The organism is Ralstonia insidiosa (genome assembly GCF_008801405.1).
GTDB classification, from domain to species: Bacteria; Pseudomonadota; Gammaproteobacteria; order Burkholderiales; family Burkholderiaceae; genus Ralstonia; species Ralstonia insidiosa.
Genome location: NZ_VZPV01000001.1, coordinates 2,248,812 through 2,272,790 on the forward strand (window position 1 = coordinate 2,248,812; position 23,979 = coordinate 2,272,790).

A 23,979-nucleotide genomic window follows, 5' to 3' on the forward strand; every position below is an offset into this window, starting at 1 on the left:
ATCAAGCAGCCTTGGCAGGCGAGTGCAGCGATTGGCCGGCCGCTTCCAGCGCCTGTGCCAACCGTTCGATGTCGTCGTCAGTATGCGCGGCCGACAGCGTGATGCGCAGTCGGGCCGTGCCCACCGGCACCGTCGGCGGGCGGATGGCGGCGATGCGGATACCTTCGCGCTCCAGTGCGGCAGCCAGTTCCAGTGCAGGCGCGTTCTCTCCGATCACGATGGGTTGAATGGCCGTGGGCGATGGCATCCACTGCCAGCCGAAGCGGGCCGCCAAGCGCTGCGCATGCGCGCTCCATACGGCGATATGGCGGTTCAGGCGCGCACGGCGTTCGGCGCCTTCCTCGCTCGCAATCACGTCCAGCGCGGCTTCCACGGCGCAAGCGATTGCCGGTGGCGTGGCCGTCGTGAAGATATAGGTGCGTGCGCGCTGGACCAGCCAGTCGATCACCATGCGGTGCGCCACGATGGCCGCGCCCGCGCCTCCCGCTGCCTTGCCGAATGTGCCGACGTAGACGAGACGCTCCGAATGCAGCCCGAAGTGCGACAACACACCCGCGCCGTTCTCGCCGAGCACGCCCAGACCATGCGCATCGTCCACGATGAGCCAGGCGTCGTAGCGCTCAGCCAGCGCGAGCAGTTCAGGCAGCGGCGCGATGTCGCCGTCCATGCTGAACACGCCATCGGCCACGATCAGCTTGTTGCGGCTCTTGCTTGCGGCCAGTTGCGCTTCCAGCGCAGCCAGATCGGCATGGGGATAGACCAAGACCTGCGCCCGCGAAAGCCGCGCGCCGTCGATGAGCGAGGCGTGGTTTAGCGCGTCGGAGAAGATCGTGCAGTCTTGGGCCGGCTGGATGCCGCCAGACTGCGCCAAGGCACTCACCACGGCCAGGTTGGCCATATAGCCGGTGCAGAACTCCAGCGCATCCGCCTCGGGAATGTGCGGTGCCTGCAGCGCCGCCATGCGCGCCTCCAGGCGTGCGTGCGCAATCGAATGGCCACTGACCAGAGACGATGCTCCGCTGCCGAAACCGTACTGGCGTATGCCCTCCACCACCGCTTCGCCCAGGGCGGGATGCGCTGCGAGGCCCAGGTAGTCATTGCCGCAGAAGCCGAGGATGTCGCGCGGTTCCCCACCCGGCACGCTGATGCGCTGGCTGCGGTCGGTCGGGCTATACGCGGTGCGGCGCACGCGACGCAAGTGGGCGGCGTCAATGGCGTCCAGGCCTGCCTGCAGGTCGTCAAGCAATCGCATAGGTTTCTCCTTCGTACGCATCGCCAGCATGGGCGAGCGTGTCTTCCAGGGTTTGCAGCGTGCGCTCGACCAGGGTGTCGGTTTCTGCGTCAGTCAACACGTAGGGCGGCAACAGATAGACGGTGTTGCCAATCGGGCGCAGCAGCAGGCCGTGCGTGCGTGCAGTCAGCGCAAAGCGTTCGGCAAAGCGCGCGCCGGCCACGTCGGGGTGCACGTCAAACGCGGTGATCATCCCGGTCTGCCGCAGATGCGCGAATCGTGCGTCGTGCGACAGCGGCGCCAGCCCCTGTGCGATGCGCGCGGCGGTTACGCGGTTGCGGGCGAATACGTCCTCCTCCGCAAAAAGATCCAGCGTGGCAAGTGCTGCACGGCAGGCCAGCGGATTGCCCGTGTACGAGTGCGAATGCAGGAAGCTGCGCACCGGCGCATCGTCGTTGAACGCGTTGTAGATGGCATCGCGCGACAGCACGATCGACAGCGGCAGATACCCCCCACTGATGCCCTTGGACAGGCACAGCAGATCGGGCCACACGCCAGCCTGCTCGCACGCGAAGAAGGTGCCGGTGCGGCCGCAGCCGACGGCAATCTCGTCCGCAATCCAGTGCACGCCAAACGCGTCGCACAGCGCACGCACGCCGCGCAGGTAGCTCACGTCGTGCATGGCCATGCCGGCGGCGCACTGCACCAGCGGCTCAATGATGACGGCGGCGATCGTGCCAGCGTTGGCGCTCAGGCAATCGCGCAACGCGGCCAGCGCGCGCTCCGCCACGTCGGCGGCGGTTTCGCCCGGACCGACCAAACGTGCGTCAGGTGACGGCACACGGTGCGATTGCAGGATCAGCGGGTCATACGCATCGCGGAAAATCGCCACATCCGTCACGCCCAGTGCGCCAAGCGTTTCACCGTGGTAGCCGTGTTCCAGGCAGATGAAGCGGTTGCGCGCGCCCTGCCCCGCGTTCCGATGAGCATGGAAACTCATCTTGAGTGCGATTTCCACCGCGGATGCGCCATCCGAGCCGAAGAAGCTGTGGCCGAGCGCTCCGCCCGTCAGGTCAATCAAGCGCTCCGCCAACTCCACTGCCGGGCGGTGCGTGGCGCCGGCCAGCATCACGTGCTCCAGCGAATCGAGCTGTGTCTTGAGCGCCGCATTGATATGCGGATTGGCGTGACCGAACAGGTTGACCCACCACGAGCTGGTGCCGTCCAGATAGCGCTTGCCGTCAAAGTCGATCAGCCATGACCCCTGGCCACGTGCGATGGGCAGCGGCGGCATGGCATCGAGCCGTGCGTTTTGCGTGCACGGGTGCCAGACGGCCGCACGGCTGCGCGCTTGCCACGCCGTGTTGGCCGAGCGGGCACCTTGCGCGCCATGAACCGACGCGGCCGACACGGGGATGGGGGGATACGCCATACGAACCTCCAAGTAGCGACGCCGGCCCCGAGGTGTTGCAGAACGGAACCGGCACATGGCGGCGTATGGTAGGCGGCTTGCTGGTCAATCAACAAGCGGACAGATCAACGCTTTTTGCTGCAAAAATTACCGACAAAGCACGATGAAGCCATGTTTTTCGGCAAAACGTCGGCGGTCTTGTGGCGATCTTTGCGCAAAAAATTTTTCGGAAAAATGCGAGCGAGCGCTTTTTTCGTCACCTACGGGGCAGCCCGCACATCAGGCGCGGGTGATATTCAGAATGTACTGAAAGTATCGCGCGCATCATTGCTCAGCTCTAGGGATAACCCTATACTCGGGAAAACCCTAGAGAACGAGAGAAAACATCATGATCCAGCAAGCCTATTACACCCCGAAGTTCGCCGGCCAAGCCCAAGCTCAAGCCGCTCGCCGCCCGTCGCTGCTGCGCGCAGTCATCAACTATTTCCGCAAGGGTTGGGATGACAACCTGGCGTACGCTGAAGTGGTTGGCAAGTCGGGTTCGTACCTCGGCTAAGCCCCGCGGCTGAACTTTCAGCCCAGCCGCAAAGGCACATCGCAAAAAAATGGCGCATTGGCGCCGTTTTTGTTTTTTGCAGCAGCGTGCTGGCTCACGCGATCGGTCAAGGCTGGATCAGACGAATCTCGACCCGGCGGTTCATCGCGCGCCCTGCTGCCGTGGCGTTGGAGGCAACCGGGTTGTCCTTGCCGAAACCACGCACGATCAAATCGTCGCATTGCAGGCCATGTTCGCGCAGGTAGGCCGCCACGCTGTCGGCACGGCGCTGGGAGAGTGCAAGGTTGTGCGCAGCGGAGGCACGCGAATCGGTGAAGCCGCTGATCTCGCCGTGCTTGAAGGTGATGCCACGGCTATCAGCAACAAGCTGGTCCAGCTTGCGCTTGGCCACGGGCGTGAGCGTAGCTTGGTCGGTATCGAAATTGGCATCCCCGCCCAGATCCAGGCGTTTGACCACAACCGGCATGGCGACTGGCACCGGCGCGGGCTCCGTCGCCGTGACAGGTTTGGCGGGAGCTGGCCCGCACTGGAAGGTCAATGTGCGCACGTCGGTGCTGCGGCCGAACGGTGTCACCGGTTCCAGTGGGCGCACAGGCTGGTCGCCGCACATCTCTTTGGCCTTGTCGGTGCAGACGCTCTGCCCCTGGAGCAGACCATGGCATTCGACGCGGTACGTCGGCACGCCGTCTTGCGGGTTGACCTGATAAGCGTTGAAGGTTGGCCCCGACGCGCTTGAGCACGCGGCCAACGGCACGGCAAGGGTCAATACCCAAATTGCGGATGTCTTCATGATGAATGTGTACTGAGGAGCTCTGTGGATTGGGCGATGCGGCTTACCACTGCATGGATGCGCCCATGCCGAATGTCGTGCCGTTGCCGGGGCTCGTGCTGACCCCGGCCCGAACCTTGATGTTCTCGGTCACACGTGCAGTGCCACCCACGGCCACGGCCTGATAGCCGTGATAGAAGCCCGAGCCGATGCCGAGCGAGAGCGTTTTGTCCTTGTCAACGTCAGGGATCATCGTCAGCGCGGTTGCCGCCGCAACCCCGGCATAGGCGTTGCGTGCCACGTTGTTGACGTTCTGCTGCAAGCCGTTGAGCTGCTGCGTCACGTTGGCGTTCGACTGGCCGATCGCGGAGTTGAGCTGGCTCAGGTTGACGGCATCCGTGCTCTGTGTGCCGGCAGCCACATTGGTGATCTGCCGCTCGGCGCCGGCTGCCCCCACGCTCACCACGTTTGCGCGCCCGCTATCGCTGGAGTTGCTGCCCAGCGCGACAGAGTTATTGCCCGTGCTGACGGCACCGCTGCCAGCAGCCGTGCTATTTGCGCCCGTGGCCAGCGGCGGCGTATAGGTGGTCGGGTTGCCCGTGATCCAGGTGTTGGCCGCAGCCTGCAGGCCCGACGACACATTGGCCGCTGGCCCAGTCCCTCCACCGACGTTGTTACCCAACCCGCCGTTGCCGTTCCCTGCGTTGCCGTACGTTGGCGATGTCACCGCGCCGGTCGACGTGTTGTAGCTCGAACCGCCCCCAAGGTTGTTTGCCACCGTCGAGCCCAGGCTGTTGACCTTGCTGCTCAGCGCGGCAATGGCCTGATCGGCGGCGTTCAGTTGCGAGCCGTTGATCGCATCCGTGCTGCTTGCGTTGATCCGCCCTGCTGCCACATTGGTGATGGTGCGCTCGGCACCCGGCGTGCCCACACTGACCGTGCTGGTCGGGGCGCCACCGGCAAACGTGTAGAGCGTTCCGTTGATCGTGGCAGACGGCGTGGCAACCGTTGCTGCAGTCACGCTGCCAGCGCCCAGTGCGATGTCGCCGGCATAGTTGGAGATGGCCTTCGGACCGATCGCCACACTGTCCATGCCCAATGCCTGGCTGTCCGGAGCCGTGCTGTTGGCGTGGAAGTACTTGATGCCCGTGCTGTTGATGGCGTCCAGCGCCGCACCCACGTTATTGACGGTGGACGTTGTACCGTTGGCGTCGCTGACGGTGTAGGTCGGCCCTGTGACCGCGCCGGTCGACGGGTTGATGGATGCCCCGCCGCCCAGGCCAGCCACAGCACTACCGAGTTGGCCAACGTTCACGGCATCGGTCTGCGCGACGCCGGGGGCCACGTTATGCAATGTCACCGGCCCGCTTGCTACGCCCACCAGCGTCAGGTCTTGCGATGGCTTACCACCATTGGGCGTCGTTGGCGAAGACGGATTGCTGTATTGCACCGGCCCCACACCGCCATTTGCCACGGAACTGACAAGATTGTTGATCGTCTGGTTGGTCGCATAGAGCTGCGAGCCGTTGACGGCATCCGTGCTGGTCGCGGAAACCTGTCCCTTCGCCACGTTGGTGATGACGGTGTTGGCTGCATTGATACCGGTGATGGTCAGGCTCGGGCCGCTACCACCATTGGTGGTCACACCTGTGGAGGTGATGCTCGTGCCGCTGGCAGCCGGCCCCACCGTCACGCTGCCGGCCACGTTGACGTTGTTGGCTAGGTTGAAGGTGACGTTGTTGCTTGTCGACGACTTGCTCACGACGATATTGCCGTCCGTGTTTTTGAGGTCAACGGTGCTGCCGGTTGCGCTGTTCGGGCCCACGTTGGTGGCGTTCGCGCCTTGTGCACTGACATTCCAGCCGGCACCGGCCGTCGCATTTACGGCGTTGAGCTGGCTGACATTCACCGCATCGGTTGGCGCAGTACCTGCGGCCACGTTGGTGATGACGGTGTTGGCGGCATTGATGCCTGTGGTGGTCAGGCTCGGGCCCGTGCCGCCATTGGTTGTTACGCCACTCGACGTGATGGTTGTACCGCTGGCCGACGGCCCCACCGTCACGCTGCTTGCCACATTGACGTTGTTCGCCAGATTGAAGCTGACGTTGTTGCTCGTCGACGACTTGCTCACGACGATATTGCCGTCCGTGTTGTTCAGGTCAACGTTGCTCCCGGTGGTGCTGTTCGGGCCTACGTTGGTAGCGTTAGCGCCCTGAGCGCTCACGTTCCAACCCGAGGCTGCCGCCGTCAACGCGCCTTGCACGTTGTTGTAGGTGTTGCCGCCCACGGTCAGGCCGGTGTTGATGGTGTTTGTGGTCGCGTTGTACGTGGACGTACCACCCAGCGCATTGGCCACCGTATTGCCCATCTGGTTGAGCTGACTGCCGTTGATGGCATCCGTGCTGGTGCTGCTGATGGTGCCGGCTGCCAGGTTGGTCAGCGAAACCGGTGCGGTATTGGCACCCGCGCCGCCTGCGCCCACCAGCGTCACGCTGTTGGTCGGCGCGGTGCCCGGCGCATTCGGCGTCGTGCTGCCCGGTGCGGCTGTGTACTGCACAGGCGAGCCGGCTTGCAACGCATTGACAGCGCCACCGACGGTCGTCTGTGTCGTGCCGTACACGTTGTATGTGGGGCCAGTGACCGTACCGTTGGCATTGATGGTTGCGCCACCGCCTAGTGCATTGACGGCTGGCGTCAGCTGGCTCACGTTCACCGCATCGGTCGGGGCTGTGCCCGGTGCCACGTTGGTGATGACGGTGTTGGCAGCGTTGATGCCTGTGGTGGTCAGGCTCGGGCCCGTGCCGCCGTTGGTCGTCACGCCCGTCGACGTGATGGTTGTGCCGCTGGCCGACGGCCCCACCGTCACGCTGCTTGCCACATTGACGTTGTTCGCCAGATTGAAGCTGACGTTGTTGCTCGTCTTCGACTTGCTCACGACGATGTTGCCGTCGGTGTTGTTCAGATCAACGGTGCTGCCTGTCGGGCTTGCCGACGACACCGTAGTCGCATTTGCGCCCTGCGCGCTGACGCTCCACCCTGCACCCGCACCCTGCACGGCGGAGTTGAGCTGGTTCACGTCGACCGCGTCAGTGCCATTCACACCAGGCGCAATGTTGGTGATGGCGTGGCCGCCGCCGTTGATGCCGGCGCTCGTGACACTCGGGCCGCCGATGATGGTCAGGCCATTGGTGTTGAGCACACTGTTGCCGGTCGTCACGCTGGTGAACGTTGGCGTCATGCTGGTTGCCAGCGTGATGTTTGCGCCGTTTTGCGTGATGGCGACGTTGTTGCCTGCGGTGAACGTTGTCGTGCCGCCCGGTGCGACATTGGTCACAGAGGTGCCGCTGGCTGTGCCGGTACCCGTCTGGGCCGTCGTCACGTTCCAACCCTTGTTCGCAACCGTGCTGACCGCGTTGAGTTGGTTCATGTCCACGGCATCCGTGCCATTCACGCCGGGCGCGATGTTGGTCACGGTTAAGCCGCCACCGTTGATACCTGTGCTGGTCACACTCGGCCCACCAGTGATCGTCAGACCGCCGTTGTTCAACGTCGAGTTGCCAGTCGTTACGCTGGTGAACGTCGGCGTCATGCTGGTTGCCAGCGTAATGTTCGAGCCGTTTTGCGTGATGGCGACGTTGTTGCCTGCCGTGAACGTCGCCGTGCCGCCCGGGGCCACATTGGTCACAGAGGTGCCGCTGGCCGTGCCGGTACCCGTCTGGGCCGTCGTCACGTTCCAACCCTTGTTCGCAACCGTGCTGACCGCGTTGAGTTGGTTCATGTCCACGGCATCGGTGCCATTCACGCCGGGCGCGATATTGGTCACGGCTAAGCCACCACCGTTGATGCCTGTGCTGGTCACACTCGGCCCGCCAGTGATCGTCAGACCGCCGTTGTTCAACGTCGAGTTGCCAGTCGTTACGCTGGTGAACGTCGGCGTCATGCTGGTTGCCAGCGTAATGTTCGAGCCGTTCTGCGTGATGGCGACGTTGTTGCCTGCCGTGAACGTCGCCGTGCCGCCCGGGGCCACATTGGTCACAGAGGTGCCGCTGGCCGTGCCGGTACCCGTCTGGGCCGTCGTCACGTTCCAACCCTTGTTGGCAACCGTGTTGACGGCGGCGATCGCCTGATTGGTGGCGTAGAGTTCCGAGCCGTTGACGGCATCCGTGCTGGTGGCGCTGACGCGGCCTGCTGCGACATTGGTGAGGGTGCGTTCCCCACCTGCGGTGCCCACGCTCACCGTGCTGGTCGGGCTGGTGCCCGCCACGGCATAGGTCGTGCCTGCCACGGTCACGCTTGCGGTACTCACAGCGGCAGCCGTGGAGGAACCCGAACCCAGTGCCACATCCTTCGTAAAGTTGGCAACCGCCCCGTTGCCCAGGGCAACACTATTCCCCCCGACAGCGGATGCCGATGTACCGAGTGCCGATGCGCCTGCCCCCGCACTCGACGAGCCCGCACCAATGGCAATGGCACTGCTACCCGTGGCCGACGCGCCGGCCAAGCCTGCGGTTGTGGACCCAGCCGTACCCGAGCCAATAGCGATCGCGCTTGTGCCGCTTGCCACGGCGCCTGCACCGCCCGAGCCTGCTGCTGCAGAACCCCCTGCTCCACCATCACCGAGCGCAATGGCGCCCGAGCCGGTTGCCGCGGCACCTGCGCCTCCCGTCGCGCCCGCGGCCGAACCACCCGTGCCGCCGGCACCGATCGCAATCACACCCACACCCGACTTCGCCTGCGCGCCAGCGCCTCCTGCGGCCACCCCACCCGCGCCAGCGGAGCCCACTGCAATTGCGCCCGCCGTTGCGGCCGAAGCGCCACCGCCCACGGCAAACGACGCATTGCCCGTGGCACTGGAGCCAACCGTACCGTTGCCGCCCAACGCCACCGAGCCGACACCGGATGAAGTGGCGGAATAGCCCAGCGCAACGGAACCCGTATTCGTGGCGGCGGACGACTGGCCGATTGCGGTGGATTCGTTGCCGGTCGCTTTTACGCCGGCGGCATTCGCATGTCCGCCGATCCCGATCGCATCCACGCCCGTCGCCACAGCCTGGTCACCGATGGCGACTTGAGAACCCGTGCCGTTCGCATTGGAGGTCGCGCCGATGGCAATCGGCGATGTGCCGCCAGTGGGGTTGCTGCTCAACGCCTGCGCACCCTGCCCGATGGCGATGGCACCGTTCTGAAACGCCGTGCCCGATGTACCGGCCTTTGCGCTGCCGATGGCGATGGCGCCAGCACTCGTCGAGCCGCCCGTGGCTGCCGCGCCGCTGCCGATGGCAACAGAAGCCGCCCCCGATGCACTGGCGGCATTCGCGCCGGTACCGCTGCCGATGGCCACCGCGGTGCCCGTCGCCGTGCCGAACGTGCCATTCGTGTACTGGGCATGGGCGGTGCCGCCGAGCAGAGTCGCCAGCACCAACGCGATGGCGGACTTCCTGTGCCAACCCCCGCCTGCCTGCAAGACACGCGCACCAACGGTCTTACCCCGTGTCGTGCCGGTCTTGCCTCCGCCGCAACATGTCTCTGCCACCACAACCGTCAGGTTTCTGACGGCGCTGTGTTTTGTCTTATAGATCAGGTTCACTTCACTTCCCCAAAAAGCGCATTACTCAGAAGCGGCGCGATAAAAATGCGTCGTTCTGCTTTTCTTGTTGAATGCTCGGCTGCCGTATGTGACGTGCCTCCGATGTCATCGGAGCGGGTGGCATTCGCATTCTTGAAGCAAATGTAATAAGGGGAAGCGCTTTCAATGCAAAGCTTTCACAAGCAACTGTGATGCAATGTCAAATCTCGGCAGAGTGATTCACTTTACGGTTTTCTCAACGAAAAAATGTAGAAAATGTGAAGAAATCGACAGGCGGACTCGTCGATTCGAAAGAAGCGGCGTTGAGAGCTGAGGCGCACAAAGGCCCGACGGCTATCTAGACATGCCGACCGCGGAAATCGCCTCAATGCGCTGGACTGCGGCCGCTAGAGGAAAGCGGCGATAACGAGAAAATCACTGGTCGCGTAGGGATTCCGTTTGAACCCGTCCGCTCAGAGTCGCCGACAAAATGCCATTGCCCATCCGACTCCGCTCGAAAGCTCAGTAACTTGTAGGTAATACCCCCCATTTTCAGGTGCGCGGCGTAATCGACATTGACATAGAGGCCGTCCGGAATATCGCGATCATTCTTATATTCGATACGAACGATGGATGCCCAACCATGATCCAGTATGCCGCCATCGTCTCTGTGGGTGGCTTGCATCTGCTGGACGAACGCCTCTTTGCTGACAACCGCTCGAACCAAGGGTGCGGCCCCGTCCCAGACGGCGCCGTATTGCCCCATCTCCAGCTGGCCAACAATGCGATCTGCCAGCTGCAGGATTTCGTCGGCAGACGTTCCTGGCGCCGCCAGTACCTGTGCCTGCACCGTCGCCGATATCAGCATGCCAAGAGCAAGGAGACCGCTCCGAAAAGCCCGCCCATCAAGCGTCATGCGCTCTCCAGCCGATACCCGGCCCCATACACCGAGATCAGTTTCACGCCGTTTCCTGGGTTCAGTCCCAGCTTCAGCCGGATCTGCGAGATATGTGTGTCCAGCGTGCGGGACTCCCCCGCATAGGACTCGCCCCAGATTGCGCTCACCAGATAGTCTCGCGTCAGGAGCTTTCCCTTGCGGGAGAAAAGCTTGTAGGCAAGCTCGTACTCCTTGCTTGTGAGCTTGATCTCCCGACCTTCCACAAAGGCAACACGACGTGCGTTGTCGAACTTGAACGCTCCCAGTTCAAGCGTGCTCGCTGCCTCTTCTTGATACAGCCGTCTCAAGATGGCTTCGATTCGAGCCTCCAGCACGGCGGCACTGATCGGCTTGATGATGTAGTCATCTGCACCCTGACGCAGGGCTGCCACGATCTCAGACTCGAACGCCGCGCTTGTTACAAAGGCAACAGGCGTTCGATCTTCTTTTTTCTGCCTCAGCCAAAGCAGTATTTCCATCCCTGACATTCTTGGAACATGCCAATCAAGAATCAAGAGATCATAAGACTCGCGCTGCAGATTCTTGAATATCTGCATGCCGTCTGAGAATGAAACACAAACATGCCCTAGACGGTCAATCACTGATTCCATCAGCGAAAGAAATCCAGGATCGTCTTCCAATACAGCGATCCGCATTGCTACTTCCCCGTTGACTTAGATATCGTTATTTATTTTTAATAATCGATACTATGTACAGCACCAGTCAGCCGCTTTCTTTTTCAGGAAAATTCCTTGTTGAAGCAACGTGACAAGGCTAGAAATAGCATGCCTATCGCGGTGAAATTCCAAACAATTGCAAGATCCTGGCGCCCTTGTTTCATCCATGGTCAGGCGGCCGTTTGAAACCGGTGGCGGTGTCAGCTTTTCATCGGAAGATGTTTGCGCAAATGCCTATTCGATCACTCCCATGAAGCCATTGTGAGATCAGGCCTCATGAGAACCCAGATGGATGGCATGCGGAGGCGCTACTGAACCATTGGTATCGTCGCAGATAAAAAAGCAATCACAATGTGAACCGATCTTGGATATCACGACCGTGGTAACGCATTCGACATTGAGATAAGGCATAGCAGGACACTGCGGGTCGTCAGCGAATAGGCCACAGCATTTGACAAAGCCTTGCTTTCCTCACAATTGCAATGCTTAACCTGAACGAATCGAACTGCTGCCTCACCCCCCTTTAGCAGTTCGGTTCCCCGTCGCATGAATGTCCATTCATGCCGCGTTGTGCAGCGCCAAGCGGCGTGCCCGCTTGGCGTTTTTTTTTATTGTTACCCACCGGGGCTGAAGTGTGTCCCTGGCTAGCCCAGGTCTCCGCCGCCAACCGGCAGCACCGTCCCGGTGATATAGGAGGCTTCGTCCGACGCAAAAAAGAGGATGACCCGCACCTGCTCGTCGATGGTGCCGTAGCGGTGCATCAGGCTGCTGGCAAGGGTCTGGTCGACGATGCCCTGGTACCAGACGGTTTCCTGCTCCGACATGGGCGCCGCGTTGCGCGGAATCTTGCGCGGCGGCGCCTCGGTGCCGCCCGTGGCCACGGCGTTGACGCGGATGTTGTCCTCCGCATGCTCCAACGCGAGGCTGGCCGTAAGCGCATTCACGCCGCCCTTGGCCGCCGAGTACGGAATCCGGTAGATGCCGCGCGTGGCAATCGACGACACATTCACGATCACGCCCTGCTTGCGCTCCACCATGTGCGGCAGCACCGCGCGGCAACACCACAGTGTCGGGAACAGCGAGCGACGGATCTCCGCCTCGATCTGCCTTTCTTCATAGTGTTGATACGGCTTGGCCCAGATCGTGCCGCCAACGTTGTTGATGAGCACGTCGATGCGACCGAAGGTGTCGAGTGCGGTCTGCACGGCATGCTGGGCGCCGGCGTAGGTTTCCAGATCCACCGTGACAGCGTGCACCTGCCCGCCGGCTGCGGCGATTTCGGCCTGCACTTCGTAGACCAGCTCTGCGCGGTCCACCAGCAGCACCTTGGCGCCCTCTTCTGCGGCAGCCAGTGCCACGCCACGCCCAATACCCTGCGCCGCGCCGGTCACGACGACGGCCTTGCCTGAGAATCGTTGCATGCTCATGCCGCCTTTGCGTTCGGTGCTGCGTTGGGCGTGAACTTCTCGTAGTGGAAGCTGTTGGGTTTCACACCTTCATCGTCGAAGTATTTGCGCACCGCATCGACCATCGGCGGCGGCCCGCACAGATAGACATCCACATCACCATCGTTTAGCGCGTCGGCTGGAATGTGCTGCGTCACCCAACCCTTACGCGGATGGCTGGAAGCGGCATCCGCGACGACGGTGGCGTAGCTGAAGTTCGGCAACCTCGCTGCATAGGCGTCGATCGCCTCGACCTGCACGAGATCGAGGTCACGGGTCACGCCATAGATCAGATGCACCTGCTGCTGCGAATGACTGCGCGCCAACACCTCCAGCATCGACAGGAACGGCGCGAGGCCCGTACCACCGGCCAGGAACAACAACGGCCGCTGCACATCACGCAGATAGAAGCTGCCCAGCGGGCCCTGCAGATCGAGCTTGTCGCCCGGCTGTGCGGTTTCGAGCCAGTTGCTCATCACGCCGCCGGGGATCTTCTTGATCAGGAAGCTGATCTTCGTTTCACCGGGCGCCGAAGAGAACGAATACGAACGGTGCTGGCCGCTGCCGGGCACGCCAATGTTGACGTACTGGCCAGGCAGGAACACCGGCGCAGTCGCATCGACATCCAATTCGAGCACCACTGCGGCATCGTTGTGCTGCTCGACTTTGGACAGCGTGGCGCCGAAGCTGCTTTGCCCGGTCTTGCACGAGGTCGAGGTAGTCGGCACCGCGATTACGCAATCGCTTTGCGGCACCATCTGGCACGTCAGGACGAGGCCGGTGTTCTTCTCGTCTTCGGTCAGGGCGTCTTCGATGTAGTCGTCACCGAGGTCGTAGCTGCCGCTTTCGGCACGGCACTTGCAGGTGCCGCACACGCCATCGGAGCAATCCATGGGCAGGTTGATCTTGGCGCGAAAGGCGGCATCGAGCACCTTCTCGCCCGCCTTGCAATCGATGAACCGCGTGACGCCGTCCTCGAAATTCAGTGCAACTGTGAAACTGGACATGGGATACCTCCGCTGCCTCTTGTGCGTGTCCTATACGTGGGTGCGATCTCAGACGTGATAGACGTCGAGCACCTGTCGGATGTAGTCGTTCTTCAGGACGATCTTCTTGGATGCAATCAGGAAGTCATCACCATTGCGGCGCAGGGTGACGAACATCGTGCCGAAGAAGTGGTCGGTGGCCTTGTACCGGTGGCTGAGCGTGTGAAAGTTGTAGCGCACGTCGACTTCACCGTCGCGTTCGGCCAGGACTTCCACGTTGGTAATGCAGTGGCTGGTTCTCGGCTCCGGCGTGGATGCGCCGCTGCGCTCGGTCTTGATGCGGAAGACGCGATCCTCCAGTCCGCAGCGATTGGCGTAGTACATCAACGAAATTTCGCTCTGGGGGTCTTCGGTCAACTGGTCGTCGTCATCCCATGCCGGCATCCAGTAGGTGACGTCTTCCGCATAGCAGTCCAGCCACGCGTCCCACTGGCGGTCGTCGAGCAGCCGCGCTTCGCGGTACAAGGCCGCGCAGATGTTCTGGTAATCGGCGCTCATGCTGGCACCCCTTCGCCTTCCTTCTTCAGCGCATCGCGCATGACTTGCACCCAGTATTCGTGCTGGCAGACGAACAAGCCTTCGTCTTCACTGCGTTCGCCTGAGATGAGCGGCTTCAGGCCCATCTTGGTGGCGTTCTCGTCGGGGCCGTGCACCCACAGCGGCGCGCCGCGTGACAGGTCGTTCCACAGGGCGGTCGTGCCGGCATAGCCGTTCTGGCAGGCGCGGAATTCTTCCAGGTCGTCCGCCGTGCCCATGCCGGTGACGTTGAAGAAATCCTCGTACTGGCGGATGCGTGTCGCACGGTCGGTTGCGCTCTCGCCTTTCGGCGCGAAGCAGAAGATCGAAACTTCCGTCTTGTCGACGCTGATCGGCCGCACCACGCGAATCTGCGTGCTGAACTGATCCATCAGGAACACGTTCGGATACACGCACAGGTTGCGGGTCTGGTTGACGATGAAGTCTGTCTGCGTCTCGCCCACACGTGCCTTGATCTCCTCACGGTGCGCATAGACGGGCCGCACTTCCGGGTTCATCGTCTGGGTCCACAGCAGGATGTGGCCGTGCTCGAAGCCATAGACGCCCGCCACCGACTTGCTCCAGCCGTTCGCATCCACCGCCTGGGTGCCGCCTTCCTTGCGCCGGCCCATCGTTGCGGCGTAGTTCCAGTGCACGGTGCTAACGTGGTAGCCGTCGCAGCCGTTCTCCATCTGCATCTTCCAGTTGCCGTCATAGACATACGTGGAGTTGCCGCGCAGAACTTCCAGGCCTTCCGGCGCCTGGTCGACGATCTGGTCGATGATCACGCGCGCTTCACCCAGGTAGGTTTCGAGCGGTTGCACGTCCGCATTGAGGCTGCCGAACAAGAAGCCACGGTAGCTCTCGAACCGCGCGACCTTGCGCAGATCATGCGAGCCGTGCGTGTTGAACTGCACCGGGTACTCGGTGGTCTTTTCGTCCTTCACCTTAAGCAGCTTGCCGGTGTTGGAGAACGTCCAGCCGTGGAACGGGCACGTGAAGCTGCCCTTGTTGCCATGCTTGCGGCGGCAAAGCATGGCGCCCTTGTGCGCACAGGCGTTGATGACTGCGTTCAGCTCACCCGTCTTGTCGCGGGTGATAACAATCGGTTGGCGACCGATCCACGTGGTGTAGTAGTCGTTGTTGTTCGGAATCTGGCTTTCGTGCGCCAGATACACCCAGTTGTTCTCGAAGATGTGCTTCATCTCCAGTTCGAACAAATCAGGGTGGGTGAAGATGTCTCGGCGGCAGCGGAAAACGCCCGCCTCTTCGTCATCCACCACCGCGGTTGAGAGCAGGTGATCCAGTTCGTTGACTTTGTCGATCAAGGCGGACATGGTCGTCTCCACTTAGCGTTCTAAGGTCTCAGACCTCGGCCGAAGCGCGCAGGCGGTTCACGCGCTGGTTGTCCTTGCCCTGCACCAGCGGCGTCAGCACGACGTTGAATTCGATGTCCTTGTACGCATCGGTCTTCAGGTCGAGCGCGGCGCCGCCGGTTTTCTCGACCACGTGCGGAATCAGCTCTTCGCGGGTGGCGTAGGCGAAGTCGTCCCAGATCAGCGGATCGCCTTCGATGTTGAATTGCGTCGTCAGCTTGCGGTGCCCATCGCTCGACACGAAGAAGTGCACGTGCGCCGGGCGATTGCCGTGGCGGGCCAGCCCGTTCAGCAGTTGCTGGGTCGCGCCTTGCGGCGGGCAACCGTAGCCCACGGGCATGAGCGTGCGGAATTCGTACTTGCCATCAGCACCGGTGCGGACTGCGCCGCGCAGGTTGAACGGGCTCTGCGCACCGGTCGGGTCGAAGTGCGAGTAGAAACCGTTCGAGTTCGCGTGCCAGCACTCCACCAGGGCGCCTGCCACCGGCTTGCCATCCTGGCCCGTCACCGTGCCGTGAATGATCAGCGGTCCCGCGGCGGGGTCCGGATCAACGTCGATGCGGGACACGCCATCGCGCACCGTCGCGCCCGCCACGTACAGCGGACCTTCGATCGTGCGCGGCGTCCCGCCGTTGAGCCCAAGCGCGGCGTCGGCGGCGTCCATGCGGATGTCGAGGTATTTCTCCAGGCCCACGCCGGCAGCGAGCAGCGCCGCCTCACCGTCCTGGCCAAGCTTGTTCAGATAGTTGATGCCCGCCCAGACTTCATCCGGCGTGATGTCGAGATCGTCAATGGCCTTGAACAGATCGGCCAGCAGACGGTGGGTGATCTGCTTCAGGCGGGCGTTGCCCTCCTTGCCATCCAGGTTGGTAGCAGCCTTTAGCAGGTCCTGCACGTCTTTCGTTTCGAATACGGTCACGCTCATGATGGGTGTCTCCACTGGTTTTTTGGGGGCAATGTCTGGGGTACTCAGGCGTCGTCGCCGCGGACGGACGACGGATGACGGCACAGCGGTGTCACGGCAATCTGCATGTACGGAAACAACGGCAACGCGGTCAGGATGTCGTGCAGTTCGGCGTTGCTCTGCACGTCGAAGATGCTGACGTTCGCGTACTCGCCGACCAGGCGCCAGATGTGGCGCCACTTGCCGCTGCGCTGCAGCTCCTGCGAGTAGGCCTTTTCGCGCGTCTTGATCTCGTTGGCGACATCGGCGGGCATGTCAGGCGGCAGGCGGACATCCATGCGGACGTGGAACAGCATCGTGGTCTCCTTGGTGGGTGGTCTTCGTCTTGGTTGTTGTTATTGGCGGCGTAGGCGCGCGAGCTTGTCGCGGTCGATCTGGATGCCCAGGCCGGGGCCGGTGGGCACCTGCAACATAAAGTCGCGGTACTGCAGCGGCTCGGTCAGCAGTTCTTGCGTGAGCAACAAGGGGCCGAACAACTCGGTGCCGAACTGCAGATCGCCGAAGGTAGAAAACACGTGTGCCGAAGCAGCCGTGCCAACCGCGCCTTCGAGCATCGTTCCGCCGTAGAGGCTGATGCCCGCAAGCTGCGCGATGGCCGCCACCTGCATGGCCGGGACCAGGCCGCCGGACTGCGCAATCTTCACGGCGAACACATCGGCGCCGGCACTGCAGGCGAGTTCGAAGGCATCACGCGGACCGTGCAGCGCTTCGTCGGCCATCATCGGCACAGCGAACTGGCGGGCCAGGCGTTCGAGTGCGGCGCGGTTTTCGGCGCGCACCGGTTGTTCGATCAGGTCGATGCCACCGGCTTGCAGTGCGGCGATGCCGTTGGCGGCGTCGAGTTCGCTCCAGGCCTGGTTGACGTCCACACGCACGCTCACGGCATCACCCAGTGCGCGCTTGATCGCCAGCACGTGCGCCACGTCGTCCGCCACCGGGCGCAGGCCGATCTTCAGCTTGAAGATGCGGTGGCGGCGCTCGGCCAACATCTTTTCTGCCTCGGCAATGTCCTTGTTCGTGTCGCCGCTGGCGAGCGTCCAGGCCACCGGCAGCGCGTCACGCAAACGGCCGCCGAGCAGTTCCGACAGTGGCACGTTCAGCCGGCGCGCCTGTGCATCGAGCAACGCCGTTTCCAGCGCGCACTTGGCAAAGCGGTTGCCCTGGATGGTCTTGCGCACTTTGGCCATGGCGGCGGCCACGTTCCGCGCATCCATGCCGATCAGCAGCGGCGCGATATGCGTGTCGATGTTGACCTTGATGCTCTCGGGGCTCTCTTCGCCGTAGTTGAGGCCACCGATGGTGGTGGCCTCGCCCCAGCCTTCGATGCCGTCTTCGCAGCACACGTGCACGAGCACCAGCGTCTGGGTGTGCATGGTGGCGACAGAGAGCTTGTGCGGACGGATGGTGGGCACATCCACTAGAATGGCCTCGATCGAGCGAATCATGTTTTCCAGGTATCAGAAGAACTGCGTTCAACGTGGAAACCAGATTACGCAGCGTGTTTTACTGCGTCCAACACCGATTTAGTATCAGCTTCATACCTATAAGGTTGGATATGGAACTGCGCCACCTGCGCTACTTCGTGGCTGTTGCTGAAGAGCTGAACTTCACGCGCGCGGCCGAGCGCTTGCATATCGCCCAGCCGCCGCTCTCGCGGCAGATTCAGCAGCTCGAAGAGGAAATCGGCGTGCTGCTGTTCGAGCGCGGCAGCCGCCCGCTCAAGCTGACCGAAGCCGGCCGCTTCTTCCATGCGCACGCGCGCCAATTGCTGGCGCAGACGGCCGAGCTGGCATCCATGACGCAGCGCGTGGGGCAGATCGAGCGGCGCATGTCGATCGGCTTCGTCGCTTCAACGCTGTACGGGATGCTGCCGAAGGTGATCCGGCGCTTTCGGGCGGAGTACCCAATGGTCGATCTGACCATGCACGAGATGACCACCATGGACCAGATCCAGGCGCTCAAGGACGGCCGCATCGACGTGGGCTTCGGCCGTATCCGCTATGAAGACCCGAACGTGCGACGCATCCTGCTGCGCGATGAGCGCCTGATCGTTGCCTTGCCTTCAGGGCACGCGTTGCTTGAGGCCAAACCGGCGGTCTCGCTGCGCGATCTGGTGGGCGAGACGCTCATCATCTACCCCCGTGCGCCGCGCCCGAGCTATGCCGACCAGGTGCTCGCGCTGTTCCACGATCGCGCCCTGGAGCCGGCCAGGATCTACGAGGCAAGGGAATTGCAAATCGCCTTGGGGCTGGTGGCGGCGGGCGAAGGCGTATCGGTGGTGCCGCGCAGCGTGGCCGGTCTGCAGCGCGAAGATGTCAGTTATATGGAACTGGACGACCCGCAGCTGGTCTCGCCCATTATCTTCAGCACGCGCCTGCTGGATGAGTCGGAAGACATCCAGGCCATGCTGAACCTGACCTACCGGCTGTACGAAGAGCAGAAAATTCCGCACTACCGGCCAACGTAAGCCTTGCAATACGGGCGCGCAAAGTTACACACGCGCAGGCATGTCGGTGGACTGGACACGACGGCCGCATGGGCTAGATTGAAGTGAAGCGCCCGTCTGCCTGCGATTGGAGCGTAGCGAGTGAAAAGAATACGCCGCCCCGTCAAATTGTTGGCCTTGATTGCCGCGCCACTCCTGCTGCTTGCGGCGGCTGCCTGGCTTGTCTCCAGCGAGCTGAAGACCTCCGCGTGGCAGGCAAGCTACCTCGCCCGTCTCGGCAAGTCGCAAACCTTTCCCGTCAAGCCAGGGCCCAACGCCTCCGCGCGCTACCCGAACTCCGGCCCGTACGACGAGCGCCTCGGTTATCACCAGCTCTCTACGTTTCTGGATCGCCTGCACACGCGCGGCTACATCGTCGCCCAGCAGGCCGTGCCGTCAAACGACATGCTCTCGCTCATGGAGCGCGGCCTGAATGCGCCTTACCGTGAGAAAGACCAGGCCGGCCTGGAACTGCTCGATGACGACGGTCGCCCGATCTACCGCGTGCGCCACCCCGAGCGTATCTACGACCGCTTTGACGCGGTTCCGCCGCTGCTGGTCAATTCGCTGCTCGGGATCGAGAACCGCACTCTGCTCCAAACCGAATATCCCAAGCGCAACCCCGCCGTTGAATGGACCCGCCTGGCGCGCGCCGTGTGGGACCGCGCCCTGCGCCTGGCCGATTCGGAGCATGAATCCCCCGGCGGCAGCACCCTCGCCACGCAGATCGAAAAGTATCGCCACTCGCCTGAAGGCCGCACCGATTCCCCCAGCGAGAAGCTGCGGCAGATGGCTTCCGCCTCAGTACGCGCCTATCTGAACGGCGAAGACACCACCGCCGCGCGCCACCAACTCGCCGTCACCTACCTGAACACCGTACCGCTGGGCGCGCGCGCCGGCTTTGGCGAAATCCAGGGCATTGGCGATGCGCTGTGGGTCTGGTACGGACGCGACTTTGCGGAGGTCAACAAACTGCTGGCGCCAGACTCCACCGCACCGTTGGCCGCCCGTGCGCTAGCGTACAAGGAGGCGTTGAGCCTGTTGGTCTCGCAGCGGCGCCCGTCGTACTACCAGGAGAATCTCGACGATCTCGAATCGCTGACGAACGCCTACCTGCGCATCCTGGCCACGGCAGGCGTTATTCCGGCGGATTTGCGTGATTCGGCACTCGCGCAATCGCTCAAGCAGCAGGCCCAGCGCGTGCACCCACCCGCCACCCCCATCGAGCGCAAAGGCACCAACGCCGTGCGCGTCAACTTGGCTGGCATGCTGGGCGTGCCGCGCATGTACGCACTCGACCGGCTGGACCTGACCGCCAGCAGCACGCTCGACGCGCCGCTGCAGCACGAGATCACCACCGAGCTGCGCAAGCTGCAAGACCCGGCACGCGCCAAGGCCGCTGGCCTCATCGGCGACAAGATGCTCGAACACGGCGACCCGCGCGGCGTGACCTACAGCTTCACGCTTTACGAACGCGCGCCCGGCGGCAACCGCGTGCTGGTGCAGGCCGACACCTTCGACCAGCCGTTCGACATCAACGAAGGCGTGAAGCTGGACCTGGGCTCCACCGCCAAGCTGCGCACACTGGTGACGTATCTAGAGATCGTGGCCGAACTGCACAAGCGCTATGTCGACCAACCCGCCGCCGCGCTGCGCAAGCTCAACATCTCCCCGCAGAACCCGATCGAGCGCTGGGCCGTCGACTACCTCGTCCACGCGCAGGACCGCTCGCTGAACGCCATGCTGGAAGCATCGATGGAGCGCAAATACTCCGGCAACGCCGGAGAATGGTTTACCACCGGCGGCGGCATGCAGAGTTTCGAGAATTTCGAGAAATGGGAAGGCACCCAATTCTTCACGGTGCGCGAGGGGCTCAAGCACTCCGTCAACCTTGTCTTCGTGCGAATCATGCGCGACATCTCGCGCTACTTTCAGCACCAGTTGCCCAGCGCCGGCGCAGAAGCACTGGAGGACACGGATTCCCCCCAACGGCAGGTTTACCTGCAACGCTTTGCCGACCGCGAAGGCAAGCTTTTCATGGGCCGTTTCTATAAGAAGTACCGCGGCAAAACGGCCGAGGAGCAGGAAGACACGCTCGTGCAGAGCACGCACGCGACCCCCGTGCGGCTGGCCACGATCTTCCGCAGCATCAACCCGCAAGCCGGGCCGGACAAAATGGCGGCCTTCATCCGCGCGTATCTGCCAGGCGCCAAGCTGGATGAGGCGACAGTCACCAAGCTCTATAACAACTATGCGATCCAGCGCTTCGACCTGGCCGACCGCGGCTACATCGCACGGCTGCATCCGCTGGAGCTGTGGCTGGTGGCCTACCTGCGTGAGCATCCGCAGGCAACCTTGGCGCAGGTCAACCAGGACAGCGCAGCCGAGCGGCAGGCTGTCTACAAATGGCTGCTGCAATCCCACCGCAAGGGCGCGCAGGACAAACGTATCAAGCAGCTGCTGGAAATCGAGGCGTTTCAGTCCATCCACGCGATGTGGAAGCGGCTTGGGTATCCATTTGAATCGCTGGTGCCGTCATACGGCACAGCCATCGGCGCCTCGGCCGATCGCCCCGCCGCGTTGGCGGAACTGATGGGCATCATCGAAAACGACGGCATGCGCCTGCCCAGCGTACGCATCGACCGCCTGCACTTTGCCGCCAACACCCCCTATGAAGTGCTGCTATGCCGAGACCCAAGCGCCGGTGAACGCGTGCTGCCACCGGAGATCCCGCGCATCGTCAAAGCCGCGCTGGCCGGCGTGGTGCAAGGTGGCACCGCCAAGCGCATCGACGGCACCTTTGTCGATACAGACGGCAAACCCATCACCGTGGGCGGCAAAACCGGCACCGGCGACAACCGCTTCAAGACCTTCAGCCGCGGCGGCGGGCTGATTTCCGAGCGCGTCGTCAGCCGCTCAGGCGCCTTCGTCTTCTATCTTGGGGATCGCTACTTCGGCACCGTCGTGGCCTACGTGGCCGGCGCAGATGCCGCCAAGTACAAGTTCACCAGCGCACTGACGGTGCAAGTGCTCAAGGTGCTAGCCCCCACCCTGATGGGCTACCTGGATCTGGCCGACGCAGCCCCCGCGTTCAACTGCAAGGTGCCGCAAGCCACCGCACAAGAGCAAAAACTGGATTGATCTCCACCAGCCAAGCACACCCAGCGTCAGCGCATGCCCCCAGACGGTGTGGCCGTACCCTGCCCTAGATGGCGCCTTGAATTTCTGTAAGCGGGCGGAAAAAAGGCGGGGAACTGTCTGAGCGAAGCGAGTTTTCCCCGTCTCCGCCCGGTTACAGAAATTCAAGGGGAAGTCGCCATCTCGGGCGCGCCTCTCTTTGCTTACTTTCTCTGGCAAGACAGAGAAAGTGAGTCAGCCCCGGCAGGGGATGAAACAGGGGTGCACCACTACCGTAGATGCCGCTGCAACCAAATCGCCCCAGCACACACCAGCGCAACCACCGCCCCCCAAGCAAACAAATCCCCCACAGCCAGCAGCGTCGCCTGCCGATCAATCTCAGCAGAAATCCGCACCAACTCAACCCCCTGCAACGGATGCGGCCACTGCCAGGCAGGCGTGAGCGCACTCACATGCCCCACCAGATCGGTGCGATGCTGCGCCTGCCCCCGCTGCAGCAACAGCGTGGCACCCATCGTGCCGAAGGCCTGCGCCCAGGCCCGCATGATCCCCTTGAACTGATAGGCGTGGCCGAAATCCTTGGCCGGCAGATCCACATACGTCAGCCCCGCCACTTGGATCACCACAAACATCCCCACCATGCCTTCGATCATGAAGGCCGGTGCCACTGCCGCCACGCCCGCACCGGGCATCGCCACGCGCGACATCCACAGCAGCGCCGTCGCCATCAGCACAAAGCCGATGGAGATCAGCACACGCTTGGGCGGCAGCACATTCGTCAGCTGAAAGTTCAAGATGCCCAGCACCACCGTCACCAGCCCGCCCAGGCTGATGAGCTGCGCGGTGGTTTCATAGCGGAAGCCTAGACCGTTCTGCAGCAGGCTCGACGAGAGAAAACTCCACCCGCTGGCAAACACGTAGTAGATGGCGTAGAAGACCATTCCCATCATGAAGCGACGCTGCAGCGTGGCACGCAGGTCCACCCACGGCAGCGGGTGGCCCGTCTGGCGGATACCGATCCAGAGGATGAGCGCCACCACGGCAATGATCGGCACCACCTGCGCGGGCGAGCCATCCGGGTGCACGAAGCGCGCCTGCTGAAACCCGTGCAGCGCAATCAGCGCAGCCAACCCGAACGCAATGGCCGATGGCCAGTCGAGCGAAGCGAAGTCACCCTTGCGCTCCTGCATTTTCGGGTGCGGATAGAACGCCGCCACCAGAACGCACACCACCACGGCCACCAGCAGCTGCGCGATGAAGGTGGAGCGCCAGCCAAACTGTTCGTTCAGCGCGGCAGACAGGATCGGCGACACGCAACTCAACCCGAAGATGCCGTAGATCATCCCCTTCATCATCGTGCGGCGTTCATGCGCGGGGCTGTGCTGGACAAAGATGCGCGAGGTAGACAACATCGGCCCGCCGCCAAACCCCTGCACAGCCCGGCCGACGATCAGCATCGTGCCGCCCTCGGCTGCCGCGCACATCAGCGTGCCGGCGATGAACACCCCCAGCGACAACAGCGTGTGCTTGCGGTACGTCATGTGATCGGCCAGCCGGCCCATCACCAGAATCGCCAGGCTGGCCGCCGCCGCATAGGCCGTCACAGCCCACAGGTAAACATCCTGTGAGGCCAGCACCCCGCCTTCGATATGCGGCCCCGCGATCGAGAACATCAGGTTGGACATGTAGTCCACGCCCGTCGCCAAGCCGATCACCATGCCCACCATGCGCAACTCCATCCGGCTGCCGACCGTAGATTCGGCCGGCTGGCCAGCCGGCTGACGGCGGGGCGCTGGACTAGGGGAAACCATGTGGTCTGTGCTTGGCGTGTTCATGCTGGGATGGTAATTTGCCTGAAAACC

At 62.8% G+C, this 23,979-nt stretch carries 17 protein-coding genes and 1 pseudogene; 3 read left to right on the forward strand and 15 right to left on the reverse strand.

Going from position 1 to position 23,979, the window contains the following annotated elements; all coding sequences use genetic code 11:
- Position 1: 1 nt before the first annotated feature.
- Positions 2-1,252, reverse strand: coding sequence for an 8-amino-7-oxononanoate synthase (gene bioF / locus F7R11_RS10755; RefSeq protein ID WP_064803432.1), 1,251 nt, complete (start codon positions 1,250-1,252; stop codon positions 2-4).
- Positions 1,239-2,663, reverse strand: a complete 1,425-nt coding sequence (gene bioA, locus F7R11_RS10760) for an adenosylmethionine--8-amino-7-oxononanoate transaminase (RefSeq protein ID WP_064803434.1) — start codon at positions 2,661-2,663, stop codon at positions 1,239-1,241. Before bioA ends, bioF begins: the two co-directional genes overlap by 14 nt.
- A gap of 367 nt (positions 2,664-3,030) precedes the next feature.
- Here bioA and F7R11_RS27015 point away from each other — a divergent pair, with 367 nt between their 5' ends.
- Positions 3,031-3,198: a hypothetical protein gene (locus tag F7R11_RS27015; RefSeq protein WP_167317215.1), complete on the forward strand. Its 168-nt coding sequence runs from the start codon at positions 3,031-3,033 to the stop codon at positions 3,196-3,198.
- Positions 3,199-3,304: 106 nt separating this feature from the next.
- Here F7R11_RS27015 and F7R11_RS10765 read toward each other — a convergent pair whose 3' ends face one another.
- The 12 genes and pseudogenes from F7R11_RS10765 to F7R11_RS10815 form a co-directional block, all read right to left on the reverse strand.
- The gene (locus F7R11_RS10765; protein ID WP_064803436.1) at positions 3,305-3,988 is read right to left on the reverse strand and encodes an OmpA family protein; all 684 of its coding nucleotides are present in this window, start codon (positions 3,986-3,988) and stop codon (positions 3,305-3,307) included.
- A gap of 43 nt (positions 3,989-4,031) precedes the next feature.
- Complete coding sequence (locus tag F7R11_RS10770) at positions 4,032-8,531, reverse strand: beta strand repeat-containing protein (protein ID WP_428842624.1); 4,500 nt, start codon at positions 8,529-8,531, stop codon at positions 4,032-4,034.
- A gap of 315 nt (positions 8,532-8,846) precedes the next feature.
- Positions 8,847-9,554, reverse strand: a pseudogene (locus F7R11_RS27520) (ESPR-type extended signal peptide-containing protein); the annotation flags it as partial.
- A gap of 364 nt (positions 9,555-9,918) precedes the next feature.
- Positions 9,919-10,449: a DUF4019 domain-containing protein gene (locus tag F7R11_RS10775; protein ID WP_064803440.1), complete on the reverse strand. Its 531-nt coding sequence runs from the start codon at positions 10,447-10,449 to the stop codon at positions 9,919-9,921.
- Complete coding sequence (locus F7R11_RS10780; RefSeq protein WP_031329236.1) at positions 10,446-11,126, reverse strand: response regulator transcription factor; 681 nt, start codon at positions 11,124-11,126, stop codon at positions 10,446-10,448. The genes F7R11_RS10775 and F7R11_RS10780 overlap by 4 nt, the downstream gene beginning before the upstream one ends.
- Positions 11,127-11,791: 665 nt before the next feature.
- Entirely contained in the window at positions 11,792-12,574 is a 783-nt protein-coding gene (locus tag F7R11_RS10785; RefSeq protein WP_064803442.1) for a 1,6-dihydroxycyclohexa-2,4-diene-1-carboxylate dehydrogenase, read from the reverse strand.
- The gene (gene benC, locus F7R11_RS10790; protein ID WP_064803443.1) at positions 12,571-13,599 is read right to left on the reverse strand and encodes a benzoate 1,2-dioxygenase electron transfer component BenC; all 1,029 of its coding nucleotides are present in this window, start codon (positions 13,597-13,599) and stop codon (positions 12,571-12,573) included. Before benC ends, F7R11_RS10785 begins: the two co-directional genes overlap by 4 nt.
- 48 nt (positions 13,600-13,647) lie before the next feature.
- Positions 13,648-14,136 (reverse strand): benzoate 1,2-dioxygenase small subunit, encoded by a 489-nt coding sequence (gene benB, locus F7R11_RS10795; protein ID WP_064803444.1) that lies wholly within the window; start codon positions 14,134-14,136, stop codon positions 13,648-13,650.
- On the reverse strand, positions 14,133-15,491 hold the full coding sequence (locus F7R11_RS10800) for an SRPBCC family protein (RefSeq protein ID WP_064803445.1): 1,359 nt from the start codon (positions 15,489-15,491) through the stop codon (positions 14,133-14,135). The genes benB and F7R11_RS10800 overlap by 4 nt, the downstream gene beginning before the upstream one ends.
- A 28-nt stretch (positions 15,492-15,519) precedes the next feature.
- Positions 15,520-16,455: a catechol 1,2-dioxygenase gene (catA, locus tag F7R11_RS10805; protein WP_064803446.1), complete on the reverse strand. Its 936-nt coding sequence runs from the start codon at positions 16,453-16,455 to the stop codon at positions 15,520-15,522.
- 44 nt (positions 16,456-16,499) lie between these two features.
- Complete coding sequence (gene catC / locus F7R11_RS10810) at positions 16,500-16,790, reverse strand: muconolactone Delta-isomerase (RefSeq protein ID WP_064803447.1); 291 nt, start codon at positions 16,788-16,790, stop codon at positions 16,500-16,502.
- Positions 16,791-16,829: 39 nt separating this feature from the next.
- Positions 16,830-17,939, reverse strand: coding sequence for a muconate/chloromuconate family cycloisomerase (locus F7R11_RS10815; protein ID WP_064803448.1), 1,110 nt, complete (start codon positions 17,937-17,939; stop codon positions 16,830-16,832).
- Positions 17,940-18,049: 110 nt separating this feature from the next.
- On the opposite strand from F7R11_RS10815, the gene F7R11_RS10820 reads away from it, so the two are divergent.
- Together F7R11_RS10820 and F7R11_RS10825 are read left to right on the forward strand one after the other, a co-directional pair.
- Positions 18,050-18,961 (forward strand): LysR family transcriptional regulator, encoded by a 912-nt coding sequence (locus F7R11_RS10820; protein ID WP_064803449.1) that lies wholly within the window; start codon positions 18,050-18,052, stop codon positions 18,959-18,961.
- 120 nt (positions 18,962-19,081) lie between these two features.
- A complete protein-coding gene (locus F7R11_RS10825; protein WP_064803450.1) occupies positions 19,082-22,120 on the forward strand; it encodes a transglycosylase domain-containing protein in 3,039 nt (1,012 codons plus the stop codon).
- Between the two features lie 266 nt (positions 22,121-22,386).
- Here the strand turns inward: F7R11_RS10825 and F7R11_RS10835 are convergent, their stop codons facing one another.
- Entirely contained in the window at positions 22,387-23,952 is a 1,566-nt protein-coding gene (locus F7R11_RS10835; RefSeq protein WP_064806314.1) for an MFS transporter, read from the reverse strand.
- Positions 23,953-23,979: the final 27 nt, after the last annotated feature.

Excerpts from the sequence above, each read along its gene's own strand:
- bioF (WP_064803432.1), bottom strand. The coding sequence starts at position 1,252 with ATGCGATTGCTTGACGACCTGCAGGCAGGCCTGGACGCCATTGACGCC.
- bioA (WP_064803434.1), bottom strand. The coding sequence starts at position 2,663 with ATGGCGTATCCCCCCATCCCCGTGTCGGCCGCGTCGGTTCATGGCGCG.
- F7R11_RS27015 (WP_167317215.1), top strand. The coding sequence starts at position 3,031 with ATGATCCAGCAAGCCTATTACACCCCGAAGTTCGCCGGCCAAGCCCAA.
- F7R11_RS10765 (WP_064803436.1), bottom strand. The coding sequence starts at position 3,988 with ATGAAGACATCCGCAATTTGGGTATTGACCCTTGCCGTGCCGTTGGCC.
- F7R11_RS10775 (WP_064803440.1), bottom strand. The coding sequence starts at position 10,449 with ATGACGCTTGATGGGCGGGCTTTTCGGAGCGGTCTCCTTGCTCTTGGC.
- F7R11_RS10780 (WP_031329236.1), bottom strand. The coding sequence starts at position 11,126 with ATGCGGATCGCTGTATTGGAAGACGATCCTGGATTTCTTTCGCTGATG.
- F7R11_RS10785 (WP_064803442.1), bottom strand. The coding sequence starts at position 12,574 with ATGAGCATGCAACGATTCTCAGGCAAGGCCGTCGTCGTGACCGGCGCG.
- benC (WP_064803443.1), bottom strand. The coding sequence starts at position 13,599 with ATGTCCAGTTTCACAGTTGCACTGAATTTCGAGGACGGCGTCACGCGG.
- benB (WP_064803444.1), bottom strand. The coding sequence starts at position 14,136 with ATGAGCGCCGATTACCAGAACATCTGCGCGGCCTTGTACCGCGAAGCG.
- F7R11_RS10800 (WP_064803445.1), bottom strand. The coding sequence starts at position 15,491 with ATGTCCGCCTTGATCGACAAAGTCAACGAACTGGATCACCTGCTCTCA.
- catA (WP_064803446.1), bottom strand. The coding sequence starts at position 16,455 with ATGAGCGTGACCGTATTCGAAACGAAAGACGTGCAGGACCTGCTAAAG.
- catC (WP_064803447.1), bottom strand. The coding sequence starts at position 16,790 with ATGCTGTTCCACGTCCGCATGGATGTCCGCCTGCCGCCTGACATGCCC.
- F7R11_RS10815 (WP_064803448.1), bottom strand. The coding sequence starts at position 17,939 with ATGATTCGCTCGATCGAGGCCATTCTAGTGGATGTGCCCACCATCCGT.
- F7R11_RS10820 (WP_064803449.1), top strand. The coding sequence starts at position 18,050 with ATGGAACTGCGCCACCTGCGCTACTTCGTGGCTGTTGCTGAAGAGCTG.
- F7R11_RS10835 (WP_064806314.1), bottom strand. The coding sequence starts at position 23,952 with ATGAACACGCCAAGCACAGACCACATGGTTTCCCCTAGTCCAGCGCCC.